Below are 25,985 nucleotides of genomic sequence, written 5' to 3' on the forward strand. Positions count from 1 at the left end.
GCCTAAGTAGAATTAATCATGATGATCTTCCATCATTAGGGGTTTTGCGGCCGGTTAGCGAAGTGAAAAATACAGATTAGGAAACAGGATGCTCAATCATTACAACCGTTCCCCATCCTTTCTTACTGCGAATAATAAATTGATAATTCTTGTTAAAAAGTAAGGACACCCGCTTTTTTATATTTGCAAAGCCAATATGACTGGTCGTATATTCATCTTTATCTAACTCTTTCACAAGCTCTTTTAGTCTTTCTTCCGACATACCTGTTCCGTTATCAATAATTGTAAATCTTATTTTATCTCCAATTTTTCTAATTTTGATTTTAATGTGAATAGCTCTATTTTCATGATCATAGTCACTACCATGTGTCATACTATTTTCAACAATTGGCTGCAATATAAATTTTAATACTTGTTCATGTAGATCACGCTTATAGTAATCCCAGTCAATCATAAATTCATGGTCAGATCGGATACGGATGATATCTAAATAGTTTTTGGTATGATGGATTTCTTCTTCTAGTGTAACAGTATGATGTTTAATCCTTAAAGAAAAATCTAGTATATCTGTTAGTGTTTCAAGCATTTGTGTCACTTTGTTTGGTTGGCCTGTTAAAGCCATCGCTCTCCAGTAAATAATTGCTAATGTATTAGAGAGAAAATGGGGATTGATCTGATTATGTAATGCAGATAACTCCGCTTCCTGAAATTGGTATTTCTTATCATTTAATTCTTTTTCTAAATTATTTTTAGCAATAAAATTCTTAAGAAGCTTTCGAACAATTAACTGATATTCGTTGTCCTTGAAGGAGATATTTTTAATTAATTCTTCTTTATCATGATTGGATGTATTTAACATCGAAATAATATCACTAACATGACGTGCATTTTTACGTGTTAAATAATAGATGGTAGTAGTCCCGAGTATTAAAGATAAAAGAACAAATATCAACGTCAATAATCGCAATTGATTAGGGATCATATATATTTGAGATTTTTCGACTAGTGAAAAATAACGTAATTGATGACTATCAGAAGCTAGTTGGTTTACGATATAAGCTGTTCCATCAATGGTTACCTCATAGCTGGAACGGTTGCCGGGCAGTAAAAACTGTTCCGGATTTATTTGCTTACTATTACTGTTACCAAATAATTTATTATGGTTTTCATCTAACACAAAGATACTTTGATGATGGTAGTTGTTTAATTCTTTTATTAAATCAGAAAAATACCGTTGATAGATATTTAATACGATGATCCCTTCCGAAGTTTGCGAATTAGATTTAAAGACATTTCGAAATACGCTGATTACTGGTTCTTTTTCGGTGAATGAGTAGTCTGGTATTTGCAGATTTTTTATCCAGATATCTTCTGTAGTTGAAGATTCATCAAACTCCTGAAACCAGGAGTTATCGGTCATTTCTTCTATGTCAGTGATGCCGTATCTTGAGGTTAGGACTCGGTTATTTTTATTTTTGTAGTAAATGTAAATCGATTGGATATAGGGGGTTGCAATTTCTTTTCTTCTAATCTTTCCTTCTTGATAGTCTGAATTAATTACTTGCTCATAAGTAAAAGATTCAGCATCAAACATATTTTGTAAAGATAAGATGATTTCCGGATTCCAATTATAATCGAGATTTAACAGATACATTTCGTTTAATATCGTATTCGTTTGCTGTTCAATTTGTTGTAAGACATTGGTATGGTTACTTTGAATTGATTCTCGCATATATTTGTCTGTAATGAAAATGGCAAAAGAACCGAGAATAAAAACAGGAATGAGGAGGGGAAAAAACAAACAATAAAATGTTTTTGATTAATATTTTATTGTTCATTTTGACCTCTCCATACTAGAGTTTCTAAAATCCCTTGGGGTGACCCCGTAATATTTCTTAAATGTTCTGGTGAAATTCTTCGGATTGTTATAACCGACTGCTTCACTGATTTCATAGGTTTTATAATGATAATCTACTAATAATTCAGCCGCTTTTTGCATCCGTGTTTTGGTAATATAATTGGAAATGTTGTCTCCTGTTTTTTCTTTATATAGCCTGCTGATATAATTTGGCGACATTTTTAAAACAGTTGCAATGTCCTCTAAACAAATATCTGCATAGTTTTTCTTAATATAGTCTTCAATCGTCTGGATAATATTTTCTATATAATTTTCCTTTTTATGATGACGGCTCCATTCTTTGTCCAATTGTGCTTTTACGGTAGTAAATACTTCATGTATTTCTTCGAATTTACCGGGTTTTACGATATATTCTTTGACTCCATATTTCAACGCTTCTTTTGCGTACTGAAAATCCTTATAGCCGCTTAAAAATATGATATAAATAAATGATCTGCGTTTATGAAGTTCCTTAGCAAGTTCAATTCCATCCATTACAGGCATGCGAATATCTGTCAAGATAAGATCGATCGTGTTTTGCTCGATATATTCGATTGCTTGCTTTCCATTAACACACTGATACACAACCTCAAATCCAAGTTGATTCCAAGGGAAGTAATTCGATAACCCAATTCGAATTTCTGCTTCATCATCGACAATGATCATTTTATACATCACTATTCCCCCTTCTAAAAGTATCTTATGTTTACTAATCATAAATAAGGATACCTTTTTCAGTTCGTTAATAAATGGGATGCCTAATTTCATTGGTAAGGTTACTTCTTAATTTTGAAAGCGCTTACTATATTAATACTAACATCACTTTTTGCTAGGGAAATGCGTTTCATGGATCTTCTGAGGAAATGAGGTGAGTAAATGAATGCTGTAGCGTTAACTGAAGTAGTGCGTAGGTTTTGTGAAGGGCTTTTAAAACTCGTTTATCTCAATCTGTTGTGGTTTTTGTTTTCGCTTATTGGATTAGGAATATTTGGCGTTGTACCCGCAACTGTTGCCTTATGTAAGGTTCAAAAAAGCTGGCTGGAAGAGACCCACATAACATCTGTTTTTTATGAATATTGGCGTCAGTTCAAACGGCATTTTATCCAATCGAATCTCCTAGCGATTGTTCTTATGTTAATCGGAAGTATCATATATTTTGACTTGAAGTTTTTTATGGAGCAAGATGGGATAGTTTCTCAGATAATCAGTGTCATTATTTTTATTTTATCGGTGTGGTTCATGATTACCGTTCTGTATATTTTCCCGATATATGTATCTTATCGGTTAAAATTGATTGCTTATATCAAATACGCTTTTATTATTGCAATGTTAAATCCGTTTAAAACTATTGGTATGGCAATTTCAACATGGGGAATGGTTTATTTATCTTTCTATTTTTCGCAAATTTTACTTTCGATGGGTATCAGTCTCAGCTTTTTTATGATCATGATTATTTCTTTACAAGCGATTGATCAAGTGGGGATATTACAGCAAAAGCTTGCTAAATCTGGGTGATGAAACAATTACTCTTCATGTGATTGTTATCAATAATAAATAATAAAGGGGAGAAAGGGTATGCAAAAGAAATGGAGTAGGTTACTTTTGTTCGTGTTGTTGATATCTTTCGTAAGCATCGTAGCAGCCTGCAGTTCGAGTGAATCAGATGAAAGTGATAGTGATGCAGATCAGGAGGATAATGCAACGGAAGGCACTGATTCAGAAGAAGCAGAGGGTGATTCTGATGCAGAAGTCGAATTACGTATTTTATGGTGGGGATCACAAGACAGACATGATCGTACTTTAGAAGCGATAGATATGTACATGGAAGAAAATCCACATGTGGAGATTTCACCAGAATTTACCGGGTGGGACGGTTATTGGGAGAAGATGGCGACGCAAGCAGCTGGAGGAAACATGCCTGATATTGTTCAAATGGATTATGCCTATTTAACAGAGTATGTGGGCAGGGATTTATTAGTTGATTTGAATCCTTTCGTTGAGGATGGCACATTAGACTTAAGTGATGTGGATGATATTTATATTGATGGCGGCAGAGATGATGGTGGGTTATTCGCAGTTAATTTAGGTGCTAATGTTCACGGTGCTGTCTATGATAAAGAACTTTTCGATGAAGCAGGTGTACCTGAACCGGAACCAGGTTACACATATGAGGATTTAAAAAGCTTTGCAATTGAATTATCGGAAAATCTCGATGGTGCTTATGGAATACATCCATTTGCAGGAGTCAATAACCTTAGACACTATTTACGACAAAATGGTGTGTCCTTATTTAATGAAGAGGGTACGGCATTAGGTTATGAAGATGATCAATTATTAATCGATTACTTGCAATTGACAGTTGATATGCTGGCATCAGGAGCAGCGGCACCAGCAGATGTGTTTATGGATGCCGGATCAAATGTAGAACAACAGCCAATTGTAAATGGTGAAACAGCTATGTTACTGGATATTTATAGTAACCAAATCGTTGCAATAGAATCTGCTGCAGGACGTTCTTTAGAATTAAGCCTTAGTCCTGTTTTAGAAGGTGGAGAAAACGGTCATTTCTTGAAACCAAGCCAATTCTTCTCTGTAACAACCCATTCGGAAGAACAAGAAGAAGCAGCGAAGTTCATTAGCTATATAACTAATAACTTAGAAGTAAACGAAGTTTTAAATGCTGAACGCGGTGTGCCAATTGCTACGGCAGTTCGTGATCATTTACGAGATTTACAAGATGAAGTCGGTGTGAAAATGTTTGATTTTGTAGAGTTGGCACAAGACTACTCCAAGCCAATTGATCCGCCCGAACCGGAAGGAGCTACAGAAATTCTGTCATTGTATGAAAACGAAGTAGAGCATCCGATTTATTACGGTCAAACGACACCAGAAGAAGCAGCAGTTAATTTTAGAGAAAAAGCCAGTGAAATTCTAGCGAAAAACGAATAAAAGATGTGTGCGGCGAGTCATCTAATGGGATGGCTTGCCCACTAACTCAGGAGGTGTGAAGGATGAGGGCGAATGAGATTAATCAAACCAATGGTAAAAAGCTGAGAAAATTAAGGTCACAAACATCCATTGATGTGATCGGCTTTTCGTTTATATCTCCTTGGTTAATCGGCTTTCTTGGTTTTATTGTCGGTCCGATGCTTGCGTCTTTATATTTCTCGTTTACCGACTATGATTTATTATCAACTCCTACATGGATTGGCTTAGACAATTATATTAACATGTTCACCAACGATGGACGTTTCATCCAAGCGTTAAAAGTTACCTTTATCTTTGTGTTTGGTTCTGTACCATTGAAATTGGCTTTTGCTTTATTTGTTGCGATGTTATTTAATACGAAAAGAAAAGGTGTAGGCCTTTATCGAACGATGTATTATGTTCCTTCCATACTCGGTGGCAGCGTGGCAATTGCTGTGGTATGGAGACAGTTATTTGGAAGAGACGGTGCAATGAATGATGTTTTCGCTTTTTTTGGAATCGAAGGTACTAGTTGGGTAACGCATCCAGACTTCGCGTTATCGACTTTGATTATATTAGTTGTTTGGCAGTTTGGTTCGCCGATGCTGATATTTTTAGCAGGTTTGAAGGCGATTCCATATGAATTGTACGAAGCAGCTGCTGTTGATGGCGCGAGTCCTTTTTTACAGTTTATTAAGATTACGTTGCCAATGCTTTCACCCGTTATTTTCTTTAATCTTGTGATGCAAACCATTCAAGGGTTTATGGCATTTACGCAAAGCTTCCTGATCACAAACGGTGGACCAATGGATAAAACGTTATTTTATGCGGTCTATTTATATGAAAAGGCATTTGCTCACTTTGACATGGGATATGCCTCTGCACTGGCTTGGATTTTACTAATTATTTGTGCAGTGTTTACAGCACTTATTTTTAAAACAGCGAAAAGCTGGGTTTATTACGAGTCGGAAGGAGGTAACTAAAGTGAAGAAAAACAAGACACGCAAAACTTTTCTTTATCATGGTTTTATATGGCTGTTAGGCTTTATCATGATTTATCCGATTTTATGGACTATTGCAAGTTCCTTAAAGCCAGAATCAGAAATATTTAGAAATGCTGCTTCTCTTATTCCTTCCGAATGGATGTGGGAGAACTTTGCAAGAGGTTGGGAAGGATTTGGTAACTTATCGTTTTCTACCTTTTTTATTAACTCTACCTTTGTAACCACAATGGTTGTTATTGGAACATTGTTTTCTTCTACTTTAGTAGCCTTTGGTTTCGCTCGAATCAATTTTCGCTTTCGAACCGCATTGTTTGTTTGTATGATTGTAACATTGATGTTACCGCAACAAGTCACCTTGATACCTCAGTATATTTTGTTTCATAATTTGGGCTGGGTAAACACTTATTTGCCGTTGATTGTTCCATCATTTATTGGTGGAATACCGTTCTTTATTTTCTTGATGATTCAATTTATTCGTGGTATTCCACGTGAGCTGGATGAGGCGGCATATATGGACGGTGCCAGTACCTTTCAAATTTTTTGGCGAATTATACTACCACTAACAACGCCTGCATTAGCTACGGTGGCCATCTTTTCTTTCTATTGGACGTGGGATGACTTCATGACTCCGTTAGTTTATTTAAATGATACAGAATTATATACGGTCGCTCTCGGCTTGCAAATGTTCTCAGATCCATCTTCTTTGTCTGCATGGGGACCAATGTTTGCAATGTCTGTTGCATCTATTGTGCCTCAATTATTAGTCTTTTTATTTTTTCAAAAGTATCTGGTAGAAGGGATTACAGCGGGGAGTGTTAAAGGGTGAAGACTTACAAGGCCATATCGAACCAGGATTGGTTATTATTGTGAACTCAGAAAATTTATTACGATTTTATGTTTATGAAATTTGCTGGTAAATAGAGCAGAGCCGTCTAGGTTTTGCTCGTTCTTTATTAATTGAAATATGATTAAGTACACTCTCAGTCAAAATCCATTCAAAATAGAACAATTTTAGCTATTTAATTATTCTGTCGCTTATCATACAATAAAATTGCACCCTTACATCACAAATCATATAGCGCTGAAGTGGAAGCGTTTTATAACTTTAAAAAAATGTAGATACCCTTGAAATATATAGAAGGAGTGATGAGTAAATGACAAAAGTAAGATTAGGGATTATTGGTTTAGGACAGCAAGGCGGAGCTTATGGGAATATGATCAAAGAGGGTCGTGTAAGCAATATGGAAATTGGAGCAATATGTGATAACGATCCCGAAAAGAAAAAACGTGCAGATCAAGAATTTCCCGGGGTTCCTTTTTATGAAGATTATATCGATATGCTAAATAGTGGAGACATTGATGCAATTGTAACATGTGTGCCACATTATTTACATCCGGAGATGGGGATCGAAGCATTAGAACGCGATGTCCATGCTTTATTAGAAAAGCCTGCAGGTGTGTATACCAAACAAGTAAAAGAAATCAATGAATTCGCCAAAACTAAACCTAATCTAACCTACGCGATTATGTTTAATCAACGAACCAATCAGCTTTATCAAAAAGTAAAAGAAATCATTGATAATCAAGAAATCGGAAGTATAAGAAGAACAAATTGGATTATTACGACTTGGTGGCGTCCCCAAGGTTATTATGATGCGGGGTCCTGGAGAGCGACTTGGGATGGGGAAGGTGGTGGCGTATTAGTAAACCAGGCACCACACCAAATTGATTTACTGCAATGGATCTGCGGCATGCCAGAAAAAGTTTACACTAAAGCACAATATGGCTACCAACGAGATATCCCCGTAGAAGATGATGTCACAACGGTATTGGATTATGGTAATGGAGCTACAGGCGTTTTTATAACCTGTACCCATGATGTAATGGGGACCGATCGATTAGAAATTCATGGTGATAAGGGGAAAATTGTTGTCGATGACAGTAAAAAAGTAACAATTAAACGATTGAATAAGCCAGAAAGAGAAATGAGCGACACGATGTCGATGCAAGAAGTGTCAAAATTGTTCCAAGGAGAAGGACCTGGAGCCATCTATCAAGAGGAAGTCTTAGATTTTGAAAGCGTTTGGGGTGGTCAACACCTTGCAGTATTAGAAAATTTCGCTGCTAATATTTTAGACGGTACTCCATTGATTGCGCCAGGCAGTGATGGGATTAATGGTGTGGAACTAGCAAATGCCATGCACTTATCAAGCTGGTTAAATAAAGAAATATCCCTGCCAATTGATGAAAATCTGTATATAGAAGAATTGAACAAACGAAGAGAACAAGAAATCAGATTAAATATGTAATCATAAATTTTTCTTCTTAGGAAAGGGGGATGCTATTGTGCTACGAGTCGGAATAATAGGTCTTGGTGATATTTCAAAGGTTCATGTAGCTGCGATTAACGACATTTCACATGCAGAATTAGTAGCAGTTTGTGATATCGATTCATCACTGCAAAGTAGTGTTAAAGGAGTGCCGTTTTACACAGATTATCAGGTAATGTTAGAGGAAGTGGTTCTTGATTGTGTTCACATTTGCTTGCCACACCATTTACATTACCCAGCAACAAAAGCAGCAGTAGAAAATGGTGTTCACGTTATGTTAGAGAAACCACTTGCACATAATTTAGCAGATAGCCGTGCAATTGTGGAACTTGAAGAAAAACACCCTGAAGTGAAAATTTGTGTTAGTTTACAAAACCGACTAAATGAAACAGTAGAAGAATTAGCATCGCTAGTTTCACAAGGTAAATATGGGGAAGTGACAGGGCTTAAAGGAATTGTCACATGGCATCGTCCTAAATCGTATTATGATGCAAAGCCATGGCGTGGTTCGATGGAGACAGCCGGTGGTGGCGTCATGATTAATCAATCGATTCATACGTTAGATCTTTTACAATGGTTTGGTGGTAAGATTACTAGTATTCGTGGTTCTATCGATCGTTTACTAGATTACGGCTATGATGTCGAGGATACAGCAACCGCTCATATAAAATATCAAAATGGAGCAACTGGTCTCTTTTTTGCTACTATTTCCAATGCGCAGAACTCTTCGGTGGAATTTCAAGTTGTCTTAGAAAAAGCAAAATTAACGATAAAAGACAGCATTTTAACCGTTGCTATGGAAAATGGAGAGAAAGTGAAACTGGTAGAAGATCGGAAATTACCAGGATCGAAATTTTATTATGGAGCAAGTCATTCGAAATTAATTGATCAATTTTATCAGGAAATTATGAATGACAGTAATCATTATATTCATGCGAAAGATGCGCAAGTTTCAATGGAAATGATCCATTTAATACGTGAATCATCAGAAGCGAAACATACGATGAATATGGAGCTTTACCAGGATCATATCTAAAGAGGAAAGTAAAATCATAGATAACAAAAGGTTACATACGACTACAACCGTTTAGACTGAAAAAAATAGTTTTTCTTGATTTGTTTTATTAGGAAAATGGATTGAAAACACTTACAATAGTTAGTAGATTAATAGATGTAAGGAGTGTTAGTTGATGAGTAATGGAGATGGTATGAATTATGCACCAAAGGGTAAACCAAATCCGGTTGTCAAAGAAGGAGAATTTGTCTTTGCAGCAGCTGGATTAGATCATGGTCATATCTTTGGTCAATGTAATGGATTATTGGAAGCGGGTGCCACTTTAAAGTGGGTCTATGATCCAGATCAACAAAAAGTGGATAACTTTCTAAAAAAATTTCCACAGGCTAAACAGGCAGAGTCTTTAGAACAAGTGTTGGACGATCAAGAAGTGAAACTTGTTGCAGCTGCGGCGATTCCATCTGAGCGAAGTGCATTAGGAAATCGAGTTATGCGAGCGGGGAAAGATTACTTCACAGACAAGACACCATTCACAACACTCGAACAATTAGAAGAAACAAAGAAGGTAGTAGAAGAAACAGGACAAAAATATATGGTGTATTATAGTGAACGCCTACACGTAGAAAGTGCAGTTTTTGCTGGGCAATTAATTGAACAAGGTGCGATAGGCAGAGTTATTCAAGTAACAGGATTTGGTCCGCATCGCCTGAATGCGCCAAGTAGACCGGATTGGTTTTTTGAGAAAGAAAAATATGGCGGTATATTGTGTGATATTGGAAGTCACCAAATCGAGCAATTTTTATTTTACGCTGAGTGTGAAGATGCAGAAGTTTTACACAGTAAAATCGGAAATTATGATAACCCAGACTATCCTGAACTGGATGATTACGGTGATGCGACATTACGAGGAGATAATGGGGCAACGCAATTTTTCCGTGTCGATTGGTTTACACCAGACGGTTTGAGCAATTGGGGAGATGGCAGGATGTTTATTGTTGGAACGGAAGGAACAATAGAGATCCGTAAATATGTTGATTTAGCGACAAATAAAGGTGGGAATCAGCTTTATCTTGTCAATCAAGAAGAGGAAAAACATTTTGATCTGAACGGAAAAGTAGGCTTCCCGTTCTTTGGTGAACTGATTAAAGATTGTATCCATCGTACCGAGAATGCGATGACACAAAAACACGCATTTAAAGCAGCTGAACTGTGCCTACAAGCACAAGCGAAAGCAATAGACGTTACAAAATGATGGGCTGTCCCATAAGTTATAGCAAATGACTTATGGGCAGTCCTTTTCTTTAGTATAGAGAAAAAATATTGTTATACATCCACATCCTGTCGAACTGCCTCAATTTACCTGACTGAGAGTAATTACAAAACAATATTCCTTTTTCCGTAATTATATGATAAAATCGAAATAACAACGTTGTTATAAAAGGGAGTGAGTATTTGACAGAGTTTCTCGTCATCTTTAAAGATGTAATTCTCCCTATTTTTATTTTGTTAGCGATTGGGTTTTATTTACATCTTAAATTCACATTGGATATAGCGACATTAGCCAAATTAAATATTTATTTTGTTGTGCCAGGTTTTATTTTTGTGAGATTGTATGAAGCGACTTTTAGTCTGCAACTATTCGCGCATGTGTTAGCTTTTTTTCTATTACTAGTATTTTTACTATATTTAGCAGCATTATTCATTGCCAAGTTAATGCGAATTAGAGGTGGAAAGAGGACGACATTTGCTAATAGTGTGATGTTTTTTAATTCAGGTAATTACGGGGTGCCGGTAAATGATTTAGCTTTTCGTGGTGATCCCTATGCTATGTCGATTCAGGTGATAGTGTTAACCTTACAAAATATTTTTCTCTTTTCTTATGGGATTTTTTCTCTAAGAGCAGCTAAAGATGGCAAGTGGAAAGCAGCTTTAGGTTATTTTAAAATGCCAGTGTTATACGCCATGCTTTCAGGAGTCCTGTTAAATGCATGGAATGTTTCGGTTCCTGAACCAATTTTGGTATCAGCTAATTATATTGCTGATGCAATGATAGCGTTTGCGTTGATTACATTGGGTGCACAGGTTGCTCGGTTGAAGTTCAAAAGAGGATTATATACGGTTTATGCCAGTATCATGTTACGTTTAATTGGCGGTCCGATTGTAGCATTTATTATTATTAGTCTTTTTCAACTGGACGGTATAATGGCACAAGCGTTATTTATTGCCTCAGCGATGCCTACTTCCATTAACAGTGCCGTCATTGCAGAAGAATACAAAAGTCACCCAGATTTGGCAGCACAAACAGTATTATTTTCAACCATAGCAAGCATGCTCACCGTCACAGGAACCGTCTATGTTGCTCAACTACTATTTTAGGTAGGTGTTGCGGATTGGAGTGGTTGAATAGCAATGTTTGCGAAAAACCCTTATTTGAATGGGTAGTATAATTAATTTGTCCACCAAACAAATTAATGGTATACTATACGCAATAAAATAGTTAAACGGTACCATACTAATTAAAAAGGAGTGAATCTGATGGGGATTTTACATGAATTAGTGCAAGATATTCCGATTCCTAAAATGATGAAAGTGAAACAATACTTTAATAATCAACAAATTGATGACTTAGGGTCAGTGTTGAATCAGCGATTAAATCAAAAAGGAATAGAGAATCAAATCAAACCAGGGATGGAAGTGGCAGTTGCAGTTGGCAGTCGTGGCCTTGACCGTCTTGTTGAGACAACGAAAGTAACCATAGATTTTCTTAAAGAACATGGAGCTAAACCATTTATCGTTCCGTGTATGGGTAGTCATGGTGGTGCCACAGGTCCAGGTCAAAAAGCGGTACTTGAGCACCTTGGAGTCAAAGAAGATGTAGTTGGAGCAGAAATACGTTCTTCGATGGAAGTTATTAAAATTGATGAATTAGAAAATGGCTTACCAATTTACATTGATAAGCTAGCTTCAGAAGCAGATGGCATTGTTGTCATTAATCGTGTAAAACCACATACTGCATTCCGTGGTCCTGTTGAAAGTGGCATTATGAAGATGATTAGTATTGGTTTAGGAAAGCAAAAAGGTGCAGAAGCTTGTCATCAATTAGGTTTTAAACATATGGCAGAGCATGTACCAGCCATGGCAAAAATTATTATCGATAAAATGCCTATTCTTTTTACGGTAGCGACGGTAGAGAATGCGTTTGATAAAGTCGAAAGATTGGAAGTATTATTACCGGAAGAAATTGAAGAACAAGAACCAGAGCTACAAAAGCTTGCCAAAAAATCGTTACCGAAGCTTTTCTTTGAACAGATTGATGTACTGGTGATCGATGAAATTGGTAAAAACATCAGTGGGGATGGAATGGATCCGAATATCACTGGACGCTATCCAACTCCGTATGCCTATGGTGGCCCGGATGTATCTAAAATGGTGGTATTAGATCTAACCGAAGAAACAGAGGGCAATGCCAATGGTGTCGGTACAGCAGATTTTACTACACAAAAGCTGGTAGACCAAATGAATCGTGAAGCAACCTATGCTAATGGTTTAACCTCTACAGTTGTAGGTCCAACACATATATCGACAGCAATGCCTGACGAAAAAACAGCGATTCAAGCTGCAATAAAAACATGTAATATCTTGGATTTTACCAAAGCCAGAGTGGTTCGAATTAAAAACACGTTGGAAATTGGTGAAATAGAAGTGTCGGAAAATATGCTTGAAGATGTAGAAAAACATGAAAGTCTTGAGAAAATGTCAAACTTATATAATTTCGAATTTGATCAAGAAGGAAATCTAAAATAAAACGGAGAGGGGAAGCATATAATGAGTAAATTATTTGATTTAACAGGAAAAGTAGCTGTAGCACTTGGAGGGAATAGTACTTTAGGTGGTTCGATGGCCAAGGGCTTGGCTGAGCATGGAGCGAAAGTTGCCATTGTTGGACGCAACCTAGAAACAGCTGAAGAGGTTGTGAAAGAAATCCAAAATGATGGTGGCGAAGCAAAAGCTTTTCAGGCAGATGTAAGTGATCTTTCAACCGTAGAAACTGTAGCAAAAGAGATTGAAGAATGGTCAGGAGGATGGGATATCCTCTTAAACGCACCAGGAATGAATAGTACCACTCCATACTTAGAGCTTTCAACAGAAGAATGGGATAAAATTATGGATGTTAATTTAAAAGGAGTTGTATTTGCCACGCAAATTTTTGCAAAAAGAATGATAGAGCAGCAACGTGGAGGCAGCATTATTAACATATCTTCTGTTTCATCTACAACACCACTTTCTAAAGTGTTCACTTATTCTGCTTCTAAAGCTGCGATCAACAGTGTGACACAATATTTAGCACGTGAATTTGCTCCACACAATATTCGTGTAAATGCAATTATTCCTGGGTTCTTCCCGGCAGAACAAAACCGTAAAATCCTAAGCGAAGACCGTGTTAACTCAATCATGAATCATACACCAATGAACCGTTTTGGTGAACCGGAAGAATTACAAGGTGCAACGATTTACCTGGCATCTGATAAAGCAAGCGGTTTTGTCACTGGTGAATTACTGCGAGTTGATGGTGGTTATGGAAGTATGACGATATAATAAGGACAACAAACCACAGAGGGAGGGAGATAGAACGTGATAGAACAAAAACATCAAAAGTTAGTTTCTATTCTCCAGGAAATGAAGAAAGTAGTTGTCGCTTTTTCAGGTGGGGTGGACAGTACCTTTTTATTAAAAGTAGCTGTGGATACATTAGGTGTCGATAACGTACTGGCGGTTACAGCTGACTCGGAAACCTATCCGACAAGTGAGCTAGAAGAAGCCAAACAATTAGCCGAGCATATTGGTGCTAGACATCAAGTGATCGAAACGAGTGAACTAGCCATTCCCGGTTATACAGAAAACGATAAAAACCGTTGCTATTTCTGTAAAAATAGCTTATTTGACCATCTCGTACCGATTATGAAGGAAAAAGGATTCCAAAACATCGTCTATGGTGTGATTGCCGATGATATGAGCGAGTATCGTCCTGGTATGAGAGCGGCAAAAGAGCAAGGGGTACGTGGGCCATTACAAGAAGCTGATTTATATAAAGAAGAAATTCGTGATTTATCGAAAGAAATGGACTTGCCGACTTGGGATAAGCCATCTTTTGCATGTCTATCCTCAAGAATTGCCTATGGTGAAACGATAACGAAGGCAAAGCTCACCAAAGTAGATAAATCGGAAGCTTTTTTGAAAACAATTGGTCTTCGTCAAGTGAGAGTTCGTACGCATGAAGACATTGCAAGAATTGAAGTAGAGCCACAAGACATGCAAAAATTATTAGCGAATCATCAGCGAGTAACGGAAAAATTGCAAAGTTATGGCTATAAATTTGTTACAATGGATTTAGTAGGATATAAAAGCGGTAGTATGAACCGTGCCCTATCATAGTTAAGGAGTAAAAGCTTTGGATTTTTTCCAAAGCTTTTACTAACTGGGTGAAGGAGGACATTATGGAGGAAGTAGTAATTGGTCTTGACTTTGGGACCACAAGTGTGAAAGCAGTAGCATTTGATTTAAAAGGAAAGGTAAAAGCGGAAGCAGAACAATTGATTGAAACTTATTATCCAGCACCATCTTTTGTGGAACAGAAACCGGATGAAATCGAAGCAAGCACGCGAAAAGTGTTAGCCGATATTTTCGTTGAAACCCAACAACAAAACGTATTATCAGTTGGCATATCATGTGCCATGCACTCGTTGATTTGTGTTGATCAGAACGGGAAACCGTTATCTGATATGTCAATCTGGTCAGATGGTAGAAGCAGTGAATTAGTCACTGACTTAGACCCTGCTGTTAAAAAAAGCGTTTATAGTAAAACAGGTACACCAATTCATCCGATGTCACCATTATTAAAATTAATGTGGATGAAAGAAAATAACTATGAACCATATCAAAACGCTGCGTATTTTATGTCGATGAAGGAATATCTATTATTTCAATGGTTCGATAAGCGGATTATTGATTATTCGATGGCATCAGCTACCGGCTTAATGAATGTTAAATCATTGGATTGGGAAGAGGAAGCACTAGAGCTTGCTGGAGTTAAACGCTCGCAATTATCAGAGATAGTAGGGCCAACTGAGATCGTAGAGGGCTTAAAAACGGAAATTGCTACGGAACTAGGCTGGCCAGAAGGAACTCCTTTAGTAATAGGCGCTGCAGATGGTCAACTGGCCAACCTTGGAAATGGTGCGATTAAGCCGGGAGAAGTAGCGGTGACTGTGGGCACAAGTGGTGCAATCCGACAATTAATCTCCGGACAGCATGTTAATGAGAATGGCGAAACTTTTAGTTATGCCTTTACGTCAGATACCTCGATCATTGGCGGGCCGACTAACAATGGCGGAATTGCTTTACAATGGCTGAAGGATATGATGGAATTCGAAGGCAGTCACGAACAATTTTTAGCAGGAGCAGAAGAGGTGGAGATTGGTGCTGATGGATTACTGTTTGTTCCTTATGTGAATGGAGAACGTGCGCCTGTATGGAACCAAAAAGCACGCGGTAATTTTTATGGATTAAGTGTAACTCACCGCCGTAGACATTTAGTTCGTGCTGTATTGGAAGGTATTGTTTTTAATTTGTATCAAATTGGACAATCACTCGAAGAAATTGCTGGAGTACCAACTACAATTTCAGTAAATGGAGGATTGTCAAAATCACCTTTATGGGTCCAAATTTTAGCAGATGTGTTTGGTCAGGAAATACAACTAGCCGATACACACCATGGAGCAGCATGGGGAGCAGGCTGGACAGCACTTGTAGCAACTGGTAAAGTAGAATCATTCGAAAAAATTAAAGAGAATATACCAATTGACCAGGTTGTCAAACCGAATATGGTCAACCATGAAAAATATAAAGAAGCATTTACGAAATATCAACAAATTGCTAAGGATATAGAGAAGTATTTTTAAAAAAGTGGACAGCAACTAGTTTTGTGAATCAGTTTATGGATGTGATGGAATGCTCGAAGATATCTTGGGAAAAGTTGCTAATGGGGAATTATCACCAGATGAAGCAAAAGAAAAGCTCGCAACCTTTGAAAACCTCGGCTTTGCCAAAGTCGATCATCATCGAAAAAAACGACAGGGTTTTCCTGAAGTGATTTTTGGTGAAGGAAAAGATGCGTCACAAATTATCGATATTTCCCGGGCAATGATGGTGAAAAAAGAAAACATTTTAATAACAAGAGTTACTCACTCAAAGGCAGAAGAGATTATTGAACGATTACCTGATTTTCAATATGATCATACAAGCAGAACCCTTTTTATGCAAAATAGTCTGGATTCCAATCATTATAAAGGTTATATTGCCGTGGTTTGTGCTGGTACTTCTGATTTACCGGTTGCAGAAGAAGCTGCAAAAACAGCAGAAGCCTATGGTGTGGAGGTTAGACGATTTTATGATGTGGGAGTCGCAGGGATCCATCGCTTGATGGCACATATTGATGAAATAAGAGGTGCAACGGTTTCTGTTATTGTAGCCGGGATGGAAGGTGCACTACCGAGTGTTGTTGGTGGTCTCGCTTCTCATCCAATTATTGCGGTGCCGACAAGTGTTGGCTATGGTGCTAACTTTCAAGGATTGTCTGCTTTATTGACGATGCTCAATTCGTGTGCATCAGGAATCAGTGTGGTCAATATTGATAATGGCTTCGGTGGCGCTTATAATGCGGTGATGATCCACCGAATTGCAAATCGATCATCATAAAAAAATGGAATGGTTCATAAAGTATAAACTCGTTTCAATTACAAATGAAACGAGTTTTACTATTTTCATTGCAAGTACTTACGACTTCTCATGTCATGCATGGTATAATAATTATCGGTATTTTCAAATCAGATAAGGAGTAATCAACGGTGAAGAAAATTAGTTTAATAATATTAATGATTATCTTAATAGGTTGTAGTGATAAACCGACACCTGAAACAAACGCAAATTCTGATCAAGTAAATCATTTAACATTGGCAATAGGAGGGGAGCCAGAAGACGGCTTTGATCCGACTACTGGCTGGGGTAGATATGGTTCACCACTTTTTCAAAGTACCTTACTTAAACAAAACAATGAAATGGAAATTAGATATGATCTGGCAACGGATTATCACGTGTCAGAAGATGGTTTAACTTGGAATGTAACTCTTCGGGATGACGTGCAATTTTCCGATGGTGAACCGTTAACAGCGGGTGATGTGATTTTTACATATGAAACAGCAAAAAAAGCCCAATCGGTTGTTGACTTAGCCAATCTTGAAAGTATGGACAAAGAGGGTGACTATCAGATAACTTTTCACCTTGCACAACCTCAGTCGACTTTCTTATATACGATGCAAAGGTTAGGAATTGTACCGGAACATGCATATGATAAAAATTATGCAGAGAATCCGGTCGGTTCGGGTCCTTATCGATTAGTAGAATGGCGAAAAGGAGAGCAATTAATCGTAGAAAGAAATCCTCGATACTATGGTAATGAGTCAGAATTTGAACAGCTCACCTTTTTATTTGCGGGAGAAGATCAAGCAATTGCAGCAGCAAAAGCAGGACAAGTCGATGTTTTATCTGTCCCCATTACAATGGCTGATCAAGAAATCGAAGGGATGCAACAACTCTCCTTACAAAGTGTTGATAACAGAGGGGTAATGCTGCCATATCCTGAGCCGACAACGAATGATGAGGAAGAGCAAGTCGGCAATGCTATTACATCAGATCCTGCAATCCGAAAAGCGCTCAATTATGCAATTAACCGCCAGGAAATCGTAGAAGGTGTTCTGAATGGTGAAGGAACAGTTGCTTATTCCAGTGCGGATGGCTTACCATGGGGAAACCCTGACACAATGATTGAAGATGGTGATCAAGAGCGCGCCGAACAGATTTTAACAGATGCAGGCTGGCAACGTGGAAAAGATGATATTTTTGAAAAAGATGGACAAAAGGCTAGTATGACGTTGTATTATCCTTCAGGTGATCAAATGAGACAATCCTTATCCCTTGTGTTTGCAGACATGATGAATCAGTTTGGTATAGAAGTCACAACGGAAGGTGCAAGCTGGAGCGAGATTGAAAGAGAAATGCATGCTAATCCAGTCATGATGGGTTGGGGAAGTCACGATCCAATTGAACTATATTCTCTTTATCATTCTTCCATGCAAGGAATCGACTATTATAATGCTAATTATTATCAAAATGAACAAGTGGATCACTATTTAGATCAGGCAATTCATGCACGTACAGAAGAAGAGGCATATGAAAATTGGCAACTGGCCCAATGGGATGGCGATACAGGTATGAGTACGATAGGGGATGCGCCATGGCTCTGGCTAGTAAACCTTAATCATATTTATTATGTTAATGAAAATATTGAAATAGGCGAACAAAAGATACAACCACACGGACATGGGTGGCCAATTACTGATTTTATTACAGAATGGCAAGTAATCGAGTAAAAAGGAAGGAGACGAACGTCAATGGCAGTTGCGATCATAAAGAAATTATTACGGCTAGTTTTATTGCTGTTTGCGGTTAGTCTCCTTACTTTCTTGCTGGTCAGCATGTCTCCAGTTGATCCGGTACGAGCATATATTGGTGCGGATATGCTGCTAGTTAGTCCAGAGCAACGGGAGCTGATCGAGGCGTACTGGGGCTTGGATCAATCACTTTTTACCCAATATCTACAATGGATTTCTAGTATTCTGTCGGGTGATTTCGGTACATCGCTAATTCATCGAGTTCCTGTTATGGATGTTATAGCAGATAGATTCTTCTCTTCGATTCTATTAATTGCTCTTGCTTGGCTAATGTCTGGAATTTTGGGGATTGTGTTAGGATCTATTGCAGCCATGAAAAAGGGAACATGGATCGACCGGTTTATTAAAGGGTATTGCTATCTGTTACTTTCTACACCAGGATTTTGGTTAGGAATATTACTCATGATGGTATTCTCAGTCTGGCTGGGTATCTTCCCGACTGGCCTGAGTGCACCAATAGGCATAACTACTTCGGAAGTAACCTTTGCTGACCGTCTCTATCATGCGATTTTACCAGCTTTAACACTTAGTATTATTGGGGTTGCTAATGTTTGTCTACATACAAGAGAAAAATTGTTAGATGTGCTTAAGACCGCTTATATTTTGCAGGCGAGAGCGAATGGTTATGCAGGCATTCGTTTATTTATGAGACATGGCCTCCGTAATATGTTGTTACCGGCTATTTCAGTACATTTCGCTTCATTTGGTGAATTATTTGGTGGTGCGATTATAGCAGAACAAGTTTTCAGTTATCCCGGATTAGGACAAGCAGTGGTGGATGCAGGTTTACAGGGAGATATGCCACTTTTTCTAGCAATTGTGCTGATTAGTGCTATCTTTGTTTTCGTTGGTAATTGGATAGCAGATATCCTATATCTCGTTTTAGATCCGCGTTTACGAAAGGGAGGGAGCAGGTCATGAAAAAAAACATGCTGATCCCACTTTTGGTATTTCTTGTTTTCTATATGCTGTCTTTCGTGATTAGTAACGATACAATCGATCTTGATTTAATTGGAAAAAACCAAGCTCCGAGTTTATTGCATTTGTTCGGAACCGACTGGCTTGGACGTGATATGTTACTCCGAACACTTAAAGGAATTCAACTTAGTATCACCCTCGGTATTGTGACGGCACTGCTTTCGACATGCTTAGGGCTTTTACTGAGTCTTCTGGCAACAGTCAATCCATACCTTGATAAAATGGTATCATGGTTAATCGATTTATTTCTGAGTTTACCGCATCTTGTTACATTAATACTAATTTCGTTTGTATTAGGTGGGGGATTCAAAGGAGTAGTGATTGGCTTAATGCTGACCCATTGGCCGGCGATAACAAGGATACTAAGAGCGGAGCTATTACAATTACAGACCATGCCATTTGTACAAATTTCAAAACGGCTTGGAAAAGGATTCTGGTGGCGGGCAAGACATCATTTTCTTCCTCACCTTTTTCCTCAATTAATGGTGGGCTTTACCTTAATTTTTCCGCATGCGATCTTACATGAAGCATCGATCACTTTCTTAGGGTTTGGTTTATCAGCAGAGCAGCCAGCAATCGGTATTATCTTATCGGAATCCATGCAATATTTATCTTCCGGTATGTGGTGGCTTTCCTTCTTTCCAGGTTTGACACTGTTAGTTATGATTATGTTATTTCAACGTTTTGCTAATGCGTTCAAACTTCATTTAGAAAGGGATCGGTCCTATGAAAACTATTTTAGAGGTTAATCAACTATCTGTTTTTCATCAAGAGTCAGCGCATTGTCTGTTAAAAGATATTCATTTTTCATTAACCAAAGGACAAGTGTTAGCCCTTGTAGGTGCCAGTGGCTCAGGAAAGAGTTTATTAGCTCAATCTATCTTTCAACTGTTACCAGAAAACCTTCGTCAAAAAGGTGATGTGTTATATAGCGGTCGACAGGTTAATGAGCAGGACCGTGGAACAAATATCGTATTGATACCACAATCAGTAGCAGCACTTGACCCTTTGATGAAAGTTGGTAAACAGATAGAAGGGCTGATTCAAGCAGGGAATCCTCATCAGATGATGCTCGACTTATTAGCACGATTGGGACTGGATGCGGATATTGCAACACGTTATCCGTTTCAATTATCTGGTGGGCAAGCCCGGAGAGTATTAGCAATGATTGCGTTAGGCAGTCCTGCCAACGTAGTGATAGCTGACGAACCGACTCCGGGACTTGATCAGGAAGCTAAGAATGAAATGATTGCTTTATTAAAACAGGTGAAACAAGCAGGGAAGGCAATTCTCTTGATTACCCATGATTTTGATGTGGCGCTTCAACTAGCTGACCAAGTAGCAGTTTTAGAGCAGGGAAGTATCGTCGAAGTAGCCGATGTCGAGCATTTTTCAGGTGAAGGAGAGAAGTTGACACATCCCTTTACAAAAGCATTATGGCAGTCTCTACCACAAAATCTATTTAAAATATAATATATACAATAAAGCACATAAAACATAAACTGCGAAGTAATGTGTACATAGATTTGCTTTCTTCCATTCTTTTCTTGATGAGTGCATAACCATCGCTGCGGAAAAATACTCCCTTTCCGGGGGCACGGCCTCAGCTAACTTTGCAAAGAAAATCACTTTGCAAAGTGGATCTTCGGCTCGCGCTGTTCCCCCAGGAGTGTCGCATTTTTCCGCAGCTCAGAATAGTGTTCTGATAAAGTCACAGAAAATCCTAAGAATGTAATTCCATGAGTTCTATCTTCAAAAAATCAGTGCTACACTACCAGTGGAGGCAAGATACGCAGACTCCTACGGGACCAGCACGTGTCCGAAGACCCCACAGACAAGCGTTCTTTGCTTGTTGAGGAGGCTGAGGCCGTGCCCGTGGAAAGCGAAGTATCTTGCCGGAGCGTATCATAGCACTTACCTTTAATCAGAATGGAAAAGAGCAATTCTGATTTTTCATTAGTTCGCAGTATGTATCTACTATGAATCAAGTGAGTTTTGCCAAATTTTTAATGAGGAGCTTATACATGCTAAAGGTAGAAAAGCTATCTTATACTTTACCCAATCGAAAAACGCTTTTTCGCGATATTTCTTTGACTCTGGCTAAAGGGGAAATTGTTGGACTAAGTGGTGCAAGTGGGGTGGGAAAGACGACATTTGCCAAAGTGATAACAGGCTATTTGTCAGCTGAATCTGGAGAAATCAATTACAAACCAGTAAAAAACAAACCTTATCCTGTCCAATTAATATGGCAGCACCCGGAACAATCGGTCAATCCAAAGTGGCGATTACAGAAGGTATTAGAGGAAGCGGGAGAGATAAATAAGCAATTGCTTGATCAATTGAATATACCTTTTGAATGGTTACCGCGCTATCCACATCAACTTTCAGGAGGCCAACTACAAAGAATATGCATAGCACGATGTTTATTAACGAATCCTTCTTATATTATTGCAGATGAAATGACGACAATGTTAGATCCGATCGCACAAGCAGAAATATGGCAGTTGGTAACGGAATATGTCAAAAACAATAAGGTGGGATTACTTATTATTAGTCATGATCGACTTCTGTTAGACAATCTATGTGAAAAAGTAATAGATTTTACGCAATTTGTGAAACCAACCGACGATCTATCTCGTAATAATCATGAAGGGGTGAGAAAATGAGAGAACAACCTAATGAAAGAATTGCCACGGATGCGATTAAGGCGTGGAAATTAACAGCGCAACTCATTGCAATTATACCGTTATTACTAACTATTGCAGCATTCGTTGTAGCGTACTTTTTCGATTTTTTATCGTATTGGCTAGGTATCGTACTAGCGGTTTTTACCGTTTTAGAATGTACAATCACTATACTTATTATTCCAAAATTAAGATGGAGAAGATGGCGCTACCAAATCTATGAACAGGAAATATACATACAGCACGGAATTTTAATCGTGACCAGAACCGTGGTACCGATGATAAGGGTACAGCATGTCGATACACAACAAGGTCCGATTTTAAAAAAGTATGGATTAGCGACTTTACAGATCTCAACAGCTGCTACAACACATGAAATACCTGCTTTATTAGAAGCAGAGGCAGCAGATTTACGTGACCAAATCTCCGAATTAGCGAGGGTGGAGCAAGATGATGTCTGAACCAAAACGACTACACCCAGCAGGAATGATATTTAATATCATTCAGGCAATCCGTCAATCCGTATTTGGCTTTTTACCAATTGTCATTATAGCTGTAGGGAATGATGCATGGTTTTATGTCATTCTAGGTGCCTCCATTTTAATCGGTTTAATCATTTTATTTAGTGTATTATCCTGGTTTCGCTATACCTATCAATTAGAAGAAGATCAAATTCGAATCGAACAAGGTATTCTGATAAGAAAGAAACGAACGATTTCGAAACACCGAATTCAGTCGATTGATTTGTCGCAAAATATTATTCATCGTATTTTTGGTTTAACAAAAGTACAAATTGAAACAGCTGGCAGTGATCACCGGATTGATGCGGCCTTATCTGCGGTGACGATGGCAGATGGTAAAATGCTTCATGATCAGCTTAAATATAAACAACAAGCGGCAGTAGTAGACGAGAACGAAGGACCCGCCCAGGAACTGAACAAAGAAGTGCCAGAAAAAGATTATCCTCAGAAAAAAGTTACACCTAAAGCATTGATTGTTGCTGGTTCAACTTCAGGAAGCTTTGGAATTATTCTTGGTTTATTTGGTTTAGCATTTTCAGAGTTAGAAACGTTTATTCCAGACCGATTCTATAATCAGGCAACAGAATGGGTGTTTTCTCAAGCGGTTCAAGTGTTGATCGCATTTGCTATTATCGTATTAATTTTATTGTGGATGTTAGGTGTTTTACAGACCTTGATCCAATATTGGAATTTTACGATTACCAGATATGACAAAGAATTGTTTATTACGAGAGGGTTATTAGAAAAGAAACAATCGACCATTCCATTAAAAAGGATACAAGCGGTTGGTATTAAGGAAACGATTATTCGGCAACCATTAGGGTTAGCATCAGTTTATGTCGAGATAGCCAGTGGAGAAATAGGTCAGAATCAAGACATGCACACGTTAATCTTTCCTTTAATGCGCAAAAAACATATCCCAAGCTTTTTAAAGGAATTACTACCTGAATATCGCTATCAGCCTGAAGGAATGGTGAAATTACCGACTAAGGCATTACCTTATTATATGGTTCGAACAGTTCTAATTCCATTGATCGTAACGATTGTCATTGCCATACAGTTCTTTGAATTTGCTTGGATACCTTTAATTGTGACGTTACTCGCCTGTATATATGGTTATTTTCAATTCAAAACAACGGGATACCTTATTCAAGATCAGCAATTGCTGGTACAGACTCGTACTATTAGCAAGGATACCGCTCTAGTACCACACAAAAGATTACAGTCCTTGCAGAAGAAACAGCATATTTTACATCGAAAACAGGGATTAGCAACATTAGATACAGCAATCTTAAATAAGTTTGTTGGTCGTCATTTCATCGTAAGAGAATTAAGAGTGGAGGATGTAGATCACATAGCAGAGTGGTATTCATATCGGGAAAAACCACTTTAATTTGAGGTAGTTAGTACTTTATCACGGTGCCAATTTTCTTTTAAGAAAAAGGTCCATGACAATGGATGATTTATATAAGTTAAGTTGAAAATGCAATAAACAGAATAAAGGACCACACATTACTAAAAAATGTGTGGTCCTTTTTTTTATTCCTAAGTATCAGAGGTGGGAGCTACTATCATATACTGTTTCCCTCTGCCCAAATGATGCGAACGTATATTAAAAAATAAAAATGTTGACGAATTTTTGCATTAGGTGTATTATTTTTCCTAAGGGAAACTTTTTGAATATTTGGGCATATATATAATGGAGATCTTTGATTTTACTTAGGAGAGGTGTACAGCTAATGGAATTAGAAGGAGTGGTATGGGCGTTTAGTTTGACATTACTAGCGGGGTTGGCAACAGGTGTTGGTAGCGTACTGGCGTTTTTTACGTCCAATACAAATACAAAATTTTTGTCATGGGCATTAGGGTTTTCAGCTGGTGTGATGATCTATGTCTCGATGGTAGAAATTTTTGTGAAAGCACAAGACTCGTTGGTAGGAGAATTAGGGGATACAAAAGGAGCTTGGTTAACAGTTATAGGATTTTTTGCGGGTATGGTTTTAATAGCATTAATCGATAAATTTATTCCAAAGCAGGGGAATCCGCACGAGCTGAAAAAAGTAGAGGATATGAACAAAGATCCAAATGGTGATGGTAGTTTATTGAAAATGGGTACGTTCACTGCACTAGCCATTGCCATTCATAACTTTCCTGAAGGGATTGCTACTTTTACGGCTGCATTACAAGATCCTAGTTTAGGGGTTGCCATTGCCGTCGCAATAGCGATTCACAATATTCCGGAGGGGATTGCTGTTTCGGTTCCGATTTATTTTGCCACAGGAGATAAAAAGAAAGCTTTTAAATTATCCTTTCTATCAGGATTATCTGAACCTATCGGTGCGTTAGCAGCCTTTTTATTTTTAATGCCTTTTCTATCAGAAGTGTTGTTTGGCATGATTTTTGCGGCCGTTGCTGGTATCATGGTATTTATTTCTTTAGATGAACTACTACCAGCAGCAAAGAAATACGATGAAGCTCACACATCTATATATGGCCTTATTACAGGGATGGCAGTAATGGCACTAAGTTTATTATTGTTCATTTAAAAAAAACGGGGATTGTTCCCCGTTTTTTTTAAAACTTATCGTTTTTCTAATTTCTTATCATTTTTGCAATAAAGACTACAAGTGCAATCACTAGTAGAATGTGTATTAGTCCACCTGCAACTTCAAATAAAAAGCCAATAATCCATGCTAACAGTAGAATTCCTATAATTGTCCAAATCATGAAGTTCACTCCTTCTTTGCTAGTGTTACGTATAAAATACCCATTAACGACAATAATAAACTTTTTTCGAAAAAATATTGCAATAATAGCAGTGGCTTGTTATAATAATCAACGTGGTTTCATTAAGAGATTGTTAATTGTTTTTAATAAACAGTTCTTTTAATATATATCCATGCGGGTGTAGTTTAGTGGTAAAACCCCAGCCTTCCAAGCTGATGTCGAGGGTTCGATTCCCTTCACCCGCTCCATACATAGGGTTGAACGTAGTGTTTCGTTTTAAAATGAAGCATTACGTT

At 37.9% G+C, this 25,985-nt stretch carries 24 protein-coding genes and 1 tRNA gene; 22 read left to right on the forward strand and 3 right to left on the reverse strand.

Annotated features, from left to right (window positions below):
- Positions 1-76: 76 nt before the first annotated feature.
- Positions 77-1,732, reverse strand: a complete 1,656-nt coding sequence (locus GI584_RS07190) for a sensor histidine kinase (protein ID WP_153790781.1) — start codon at positions 1,730-1,732, stop codon at positions 77-79.
- A 102-nt stretch (positions 1,733-1,834) separates the two neighbouring features.
- Complete coding sequence (locus tag GI584_RS07195) at positions 1,835-2,572, reverse strand: response regulator transcription factor (RefSeq protein ID WP_153790782.1); 738 nt, start codon at positions 2,570-2,572, stop codon at positions 1,835-1,837.
- Positions 2,573-2,773: 201 nt separating this feature from the next.
- Between GI584_RS07195 and GI584_RS07200 the strand changes: the two genes are divergently transcribed.
- The 21 genes from GI584_RS07200 (at position 2,774) to zupT (ending at position 25,508) form a co-directional block, all read left to right on the forward strand.
- Positions 2,774-3,412 carry a YesL family protein gene (locus GI584_RS07200; protein ID WP_153790783.1) on the forward strand — a complete coding sequence of 213 codons (639 nt, stop codon included), beginning with the start codon at positions 2,774-2,776 and terminating at the stop codon, positions 3,410-3,412.
- Positions 3,413-3,472: 60 nt separating this feature from the next.
- Complete coding sequence (locus GI584_RS07205) at positions 3,473-4,846, forward strand: ABC transporter substrate-binding protein (protein WP_153790784.1); 1,374 nt, start codon at positions 3,473-3,475, stop codon at positions 4,844-4,846.
- 62 nt (positions 4,847-4,908) lie between these two features.
- Positions 4,909-5,847, forward strand: coding sequence for a carbohydrate ABC transporter permease (locus GI584_RS07210; RefSeq protein ID WP_100361320.1), 939 nt, complete (start codon positions 4,909-4,911; stop codon positions 5,845-5,847).
- Between the two features lies 1 nt (position 5,848).
- Entirely contained in the window at positions 5,849-6,694 is an 846-nt protein-coding gene (locus GI584_RS07215; RefSeq protein ID WP_153790785.1) for a carbohydrate ABC transporter permease, read from the forward strand.
- Between the two features lie 328 nt (positions 6,695-7,022).
- Positions 7,023-8,177 (forward strand): Gfo/Idh/MocA family protein, encoded by a 1,155-nt coding sequence (locus GI584_RS07220; protein ID WP_100361318.1) that lies wholly within the window; start codon positions 7,023-7,025, stop codon positions 8,175-8,177.
- Between the two features lie 37 nt (positions 8,178-8,214).
- Complete coding sequence (locus GI584_RS07225; protein WP_153790786.1) at positions 8,215-9,234, forward strand: Gfo/Idh/MocA family protein; 1,020 nt, start codon at positions 8,215-8,217, stop codon at positions 9,232-9,234.
- A gap of 154 nt (positions 9,235-9,388) precedes the next feature.
- A complete protein-coding gene (locus GI584_RS07230) occupies positions 9,389-10,465 on the forward strand; it encodes a Gfo/Idh/MocA family protein (RefSeq protein ID WP_153790787.1) in 1,077 nt (358 codons plus the stop codon).
- A gap of 200 nt (positions 10,466-10,665) precedes the next feature.
- Complete coding sequence (locus GI584_RS07235; protein WP_100361315.1) at positions 10,666-11,589, forward strand: AEC family transporter; 924 nt, start codon at positions 10,666-10,668, stop codon at positions 11,587-11,589.
- A 159-nt stretch (positions 11,590-11,748) separates the two neighbouring features.
- Positions 11,749-13,017, forward strand: a complete 1,269-nt coding sequence (locus tag GI584_RS07240) for a nickel pincer cofactor-dependent isomerase, group 22 (protein ID WP_153790788.1) — start codon at positions 11,749-11,751, stop codon at positions 13,015-13,017.
- A gap of 21 nt (positions 13,018-13,038) precedes the next feature.
- Positions 13,039-13,809, forward strand: a complete 771-nt coding sequence (locus GI584_RS07245) for a glucose 1-dehydrogenase (RefSeq protein WP_153790789.1) — start codon at positions 13,039-13,041, stop codon at positions 13,807-13,809.
- A 36-nt stretch (positions 13,810-13,845) separates the two neighbouring features.
- Positions 13,846-14,646 carry an ATP-dependent sacrificial sulfur transferase LarE gene (gene larE / locus GI584_RS07250; protein WP_100361312.1) on the forward strand — a complete coding sequence of 267 codons (801 nt, stop codon included), beginning with the start codon at positions 13,846-13,848 and terminating at the stop codon, positions 14,644-14,646.
- 62 nt (positions 14,647-14,708) lie between these two features.
- Complete coding sequence (locus tag GI584_RS07255) at positions 14,709-16,172, forward strand: gluconokinase (RefSeq protein ID WP_153790790.1); 1,464 nt, start codon at positions 14,709-14,711, stop codon at positions 16,170-16,172.
- Between the two features lie 49 nt (positions 16,173-16,221).
- Positions 16,222-16,968, forward strand: a complete 747-nt coding sequence (gene larB, locus GI584_RS07260; RefSeq protein ID WP_153790791.1) for a nickel pincer cofactor biosynthesis protein LarB — start codon at positions 16,222-16,224, stop codon at positions 16,966-16,968.
- 176 nt (positions 16,969-17,144) lie between these two features.
- The gene (locus tag GI584_RS07265; protein ID WP_407647412.1) at positions 17,145-18,698 is read left to right on the forward strand and encodes an ABC transporter substrate-binding protein; all 1,554 of its coding nucleotides are present in this window, start codon (positions 17,145-17,147) and stop codon (positions 18,696-18,698) included.
- 21 nt (positions 18,699-18,719) lie between these two features.
- Entirely contained in the window at positions 18,720-19,700 is a 981-nt protein-coding gene (locus GI584_RS07270) for an ABC transporter permease (protein WP_100361308.1), read from the forward strand.
- Positions 19,697-20,506 carry an ABC transporter permease gene (locus GI584_RS07275; RefSeq protein WP_153790793.1) on the forward strand — a complete coding sequence of 270 codons (810 nt, stop codon included), beginning with the start codon at positions 19,697-19,699 and terminating at the stop codon, positions 20,504-20,506. Before GI584_RS07270 ends, GI584_RS07275 begins: the two co-directional genes overlap by 4 nt.
- A complete protein-coding gene (locus GI584_RS07280) occupies positions 20,484-21,230 on the forward strand; it encodes an ATP-binding cassette domain-containing protein (RefSeq protein ID WP_153790794.1) in 747 nt (248 codons plus the stop codon). The genes GI584_RS07275 and GI584_RS07280 overlap by 23 nt, the downstream gene beginning before the upstream one ends.
- Positions 21,231-21,781: 551 nt before the next feature.
- Positions 21,782-22,423, forward strand: coding sequence for an ABC transporter ATP-binding protein (locus GI584_RS07285; protein WP_100361305.1), 642 nt, complete (start codon positions 21,782-21,784; stop codon positions 22,421-22,423).
- Positions 22,420-22,902 (forward strand): PH domain-containing protein, encoded by a 483-nt coding sequence (locus tag GI584_RS07290; protein ID WP_100361304.1) that lies wholly within the window; start codon positions 22,420-22,422, stop codon positions 22,900-22,902. The genes GI584_RS07285 and GI584_RS07290 overlap by 4 nt, the downstream gene beginning before the upstream one ends.
- A complete protein-coding gene (locus tag GI584_RS07295) occupies positions 22,895-24,355 on the forward strand; it encodes a PH domain-containing protein (protein WP_228552361.1) in 1,461 nt (486 codons plus the stop codon). Before GI584_RS07290 ends, GI584_RS07295 begins: the two co-directional genes overlap by 8 nt.
- 346 nt (positions 24,356-24,701) lie before the next feature.
- A complete protein-coding gene (zupT, locus tag GI584_RS07300; RefSeq protein WP_100361302.1) occupies positions 24,702-25,508 on the forward strand; it encodes a zinc transporter ZupT in 807 nt (268 codons plus the stop codon).
- A gap of 46 nt (positions 25,509-25,554) precedes the next feature.
- Here zupT and GI584_RS07305 read toward each other — a convergent pair whose 3' ends face one another.
- Complete coding sequence (locus tag GI584_RS07305; protein ID WP_153790796.1) at positions 25,555-25,689, reverse strand: lmo0937 family membrane protein; 135 nt, start codon at positions 25,687-25,689, stop codon at positions 25,555-25,557.
- Positions 25,690-25,863: 174 nt separating this feature from the next.
- On the opposite strand from GI584_RS07305, the gene GI584_RS07310 reads away from it, so the two are divergent.
- Positions 25,864-25,937 (forward strand) — tRNA-Gly (locus GI584_RS07310).
- Positions 25,938-25,985 lie beyond the last annotated feature (48 nt).

The sequence above is a fragment of the Gracilibacillus salitolerans genome (assembly GCF_009650095.1).
In the GTDB taxonomy this organism is placed as follows: Bacteria; Bacillota; Bacilli; order Bacillales; family Amphibacillaceae; genus Gracilibacillus; species Gracilibacillus salitolerans.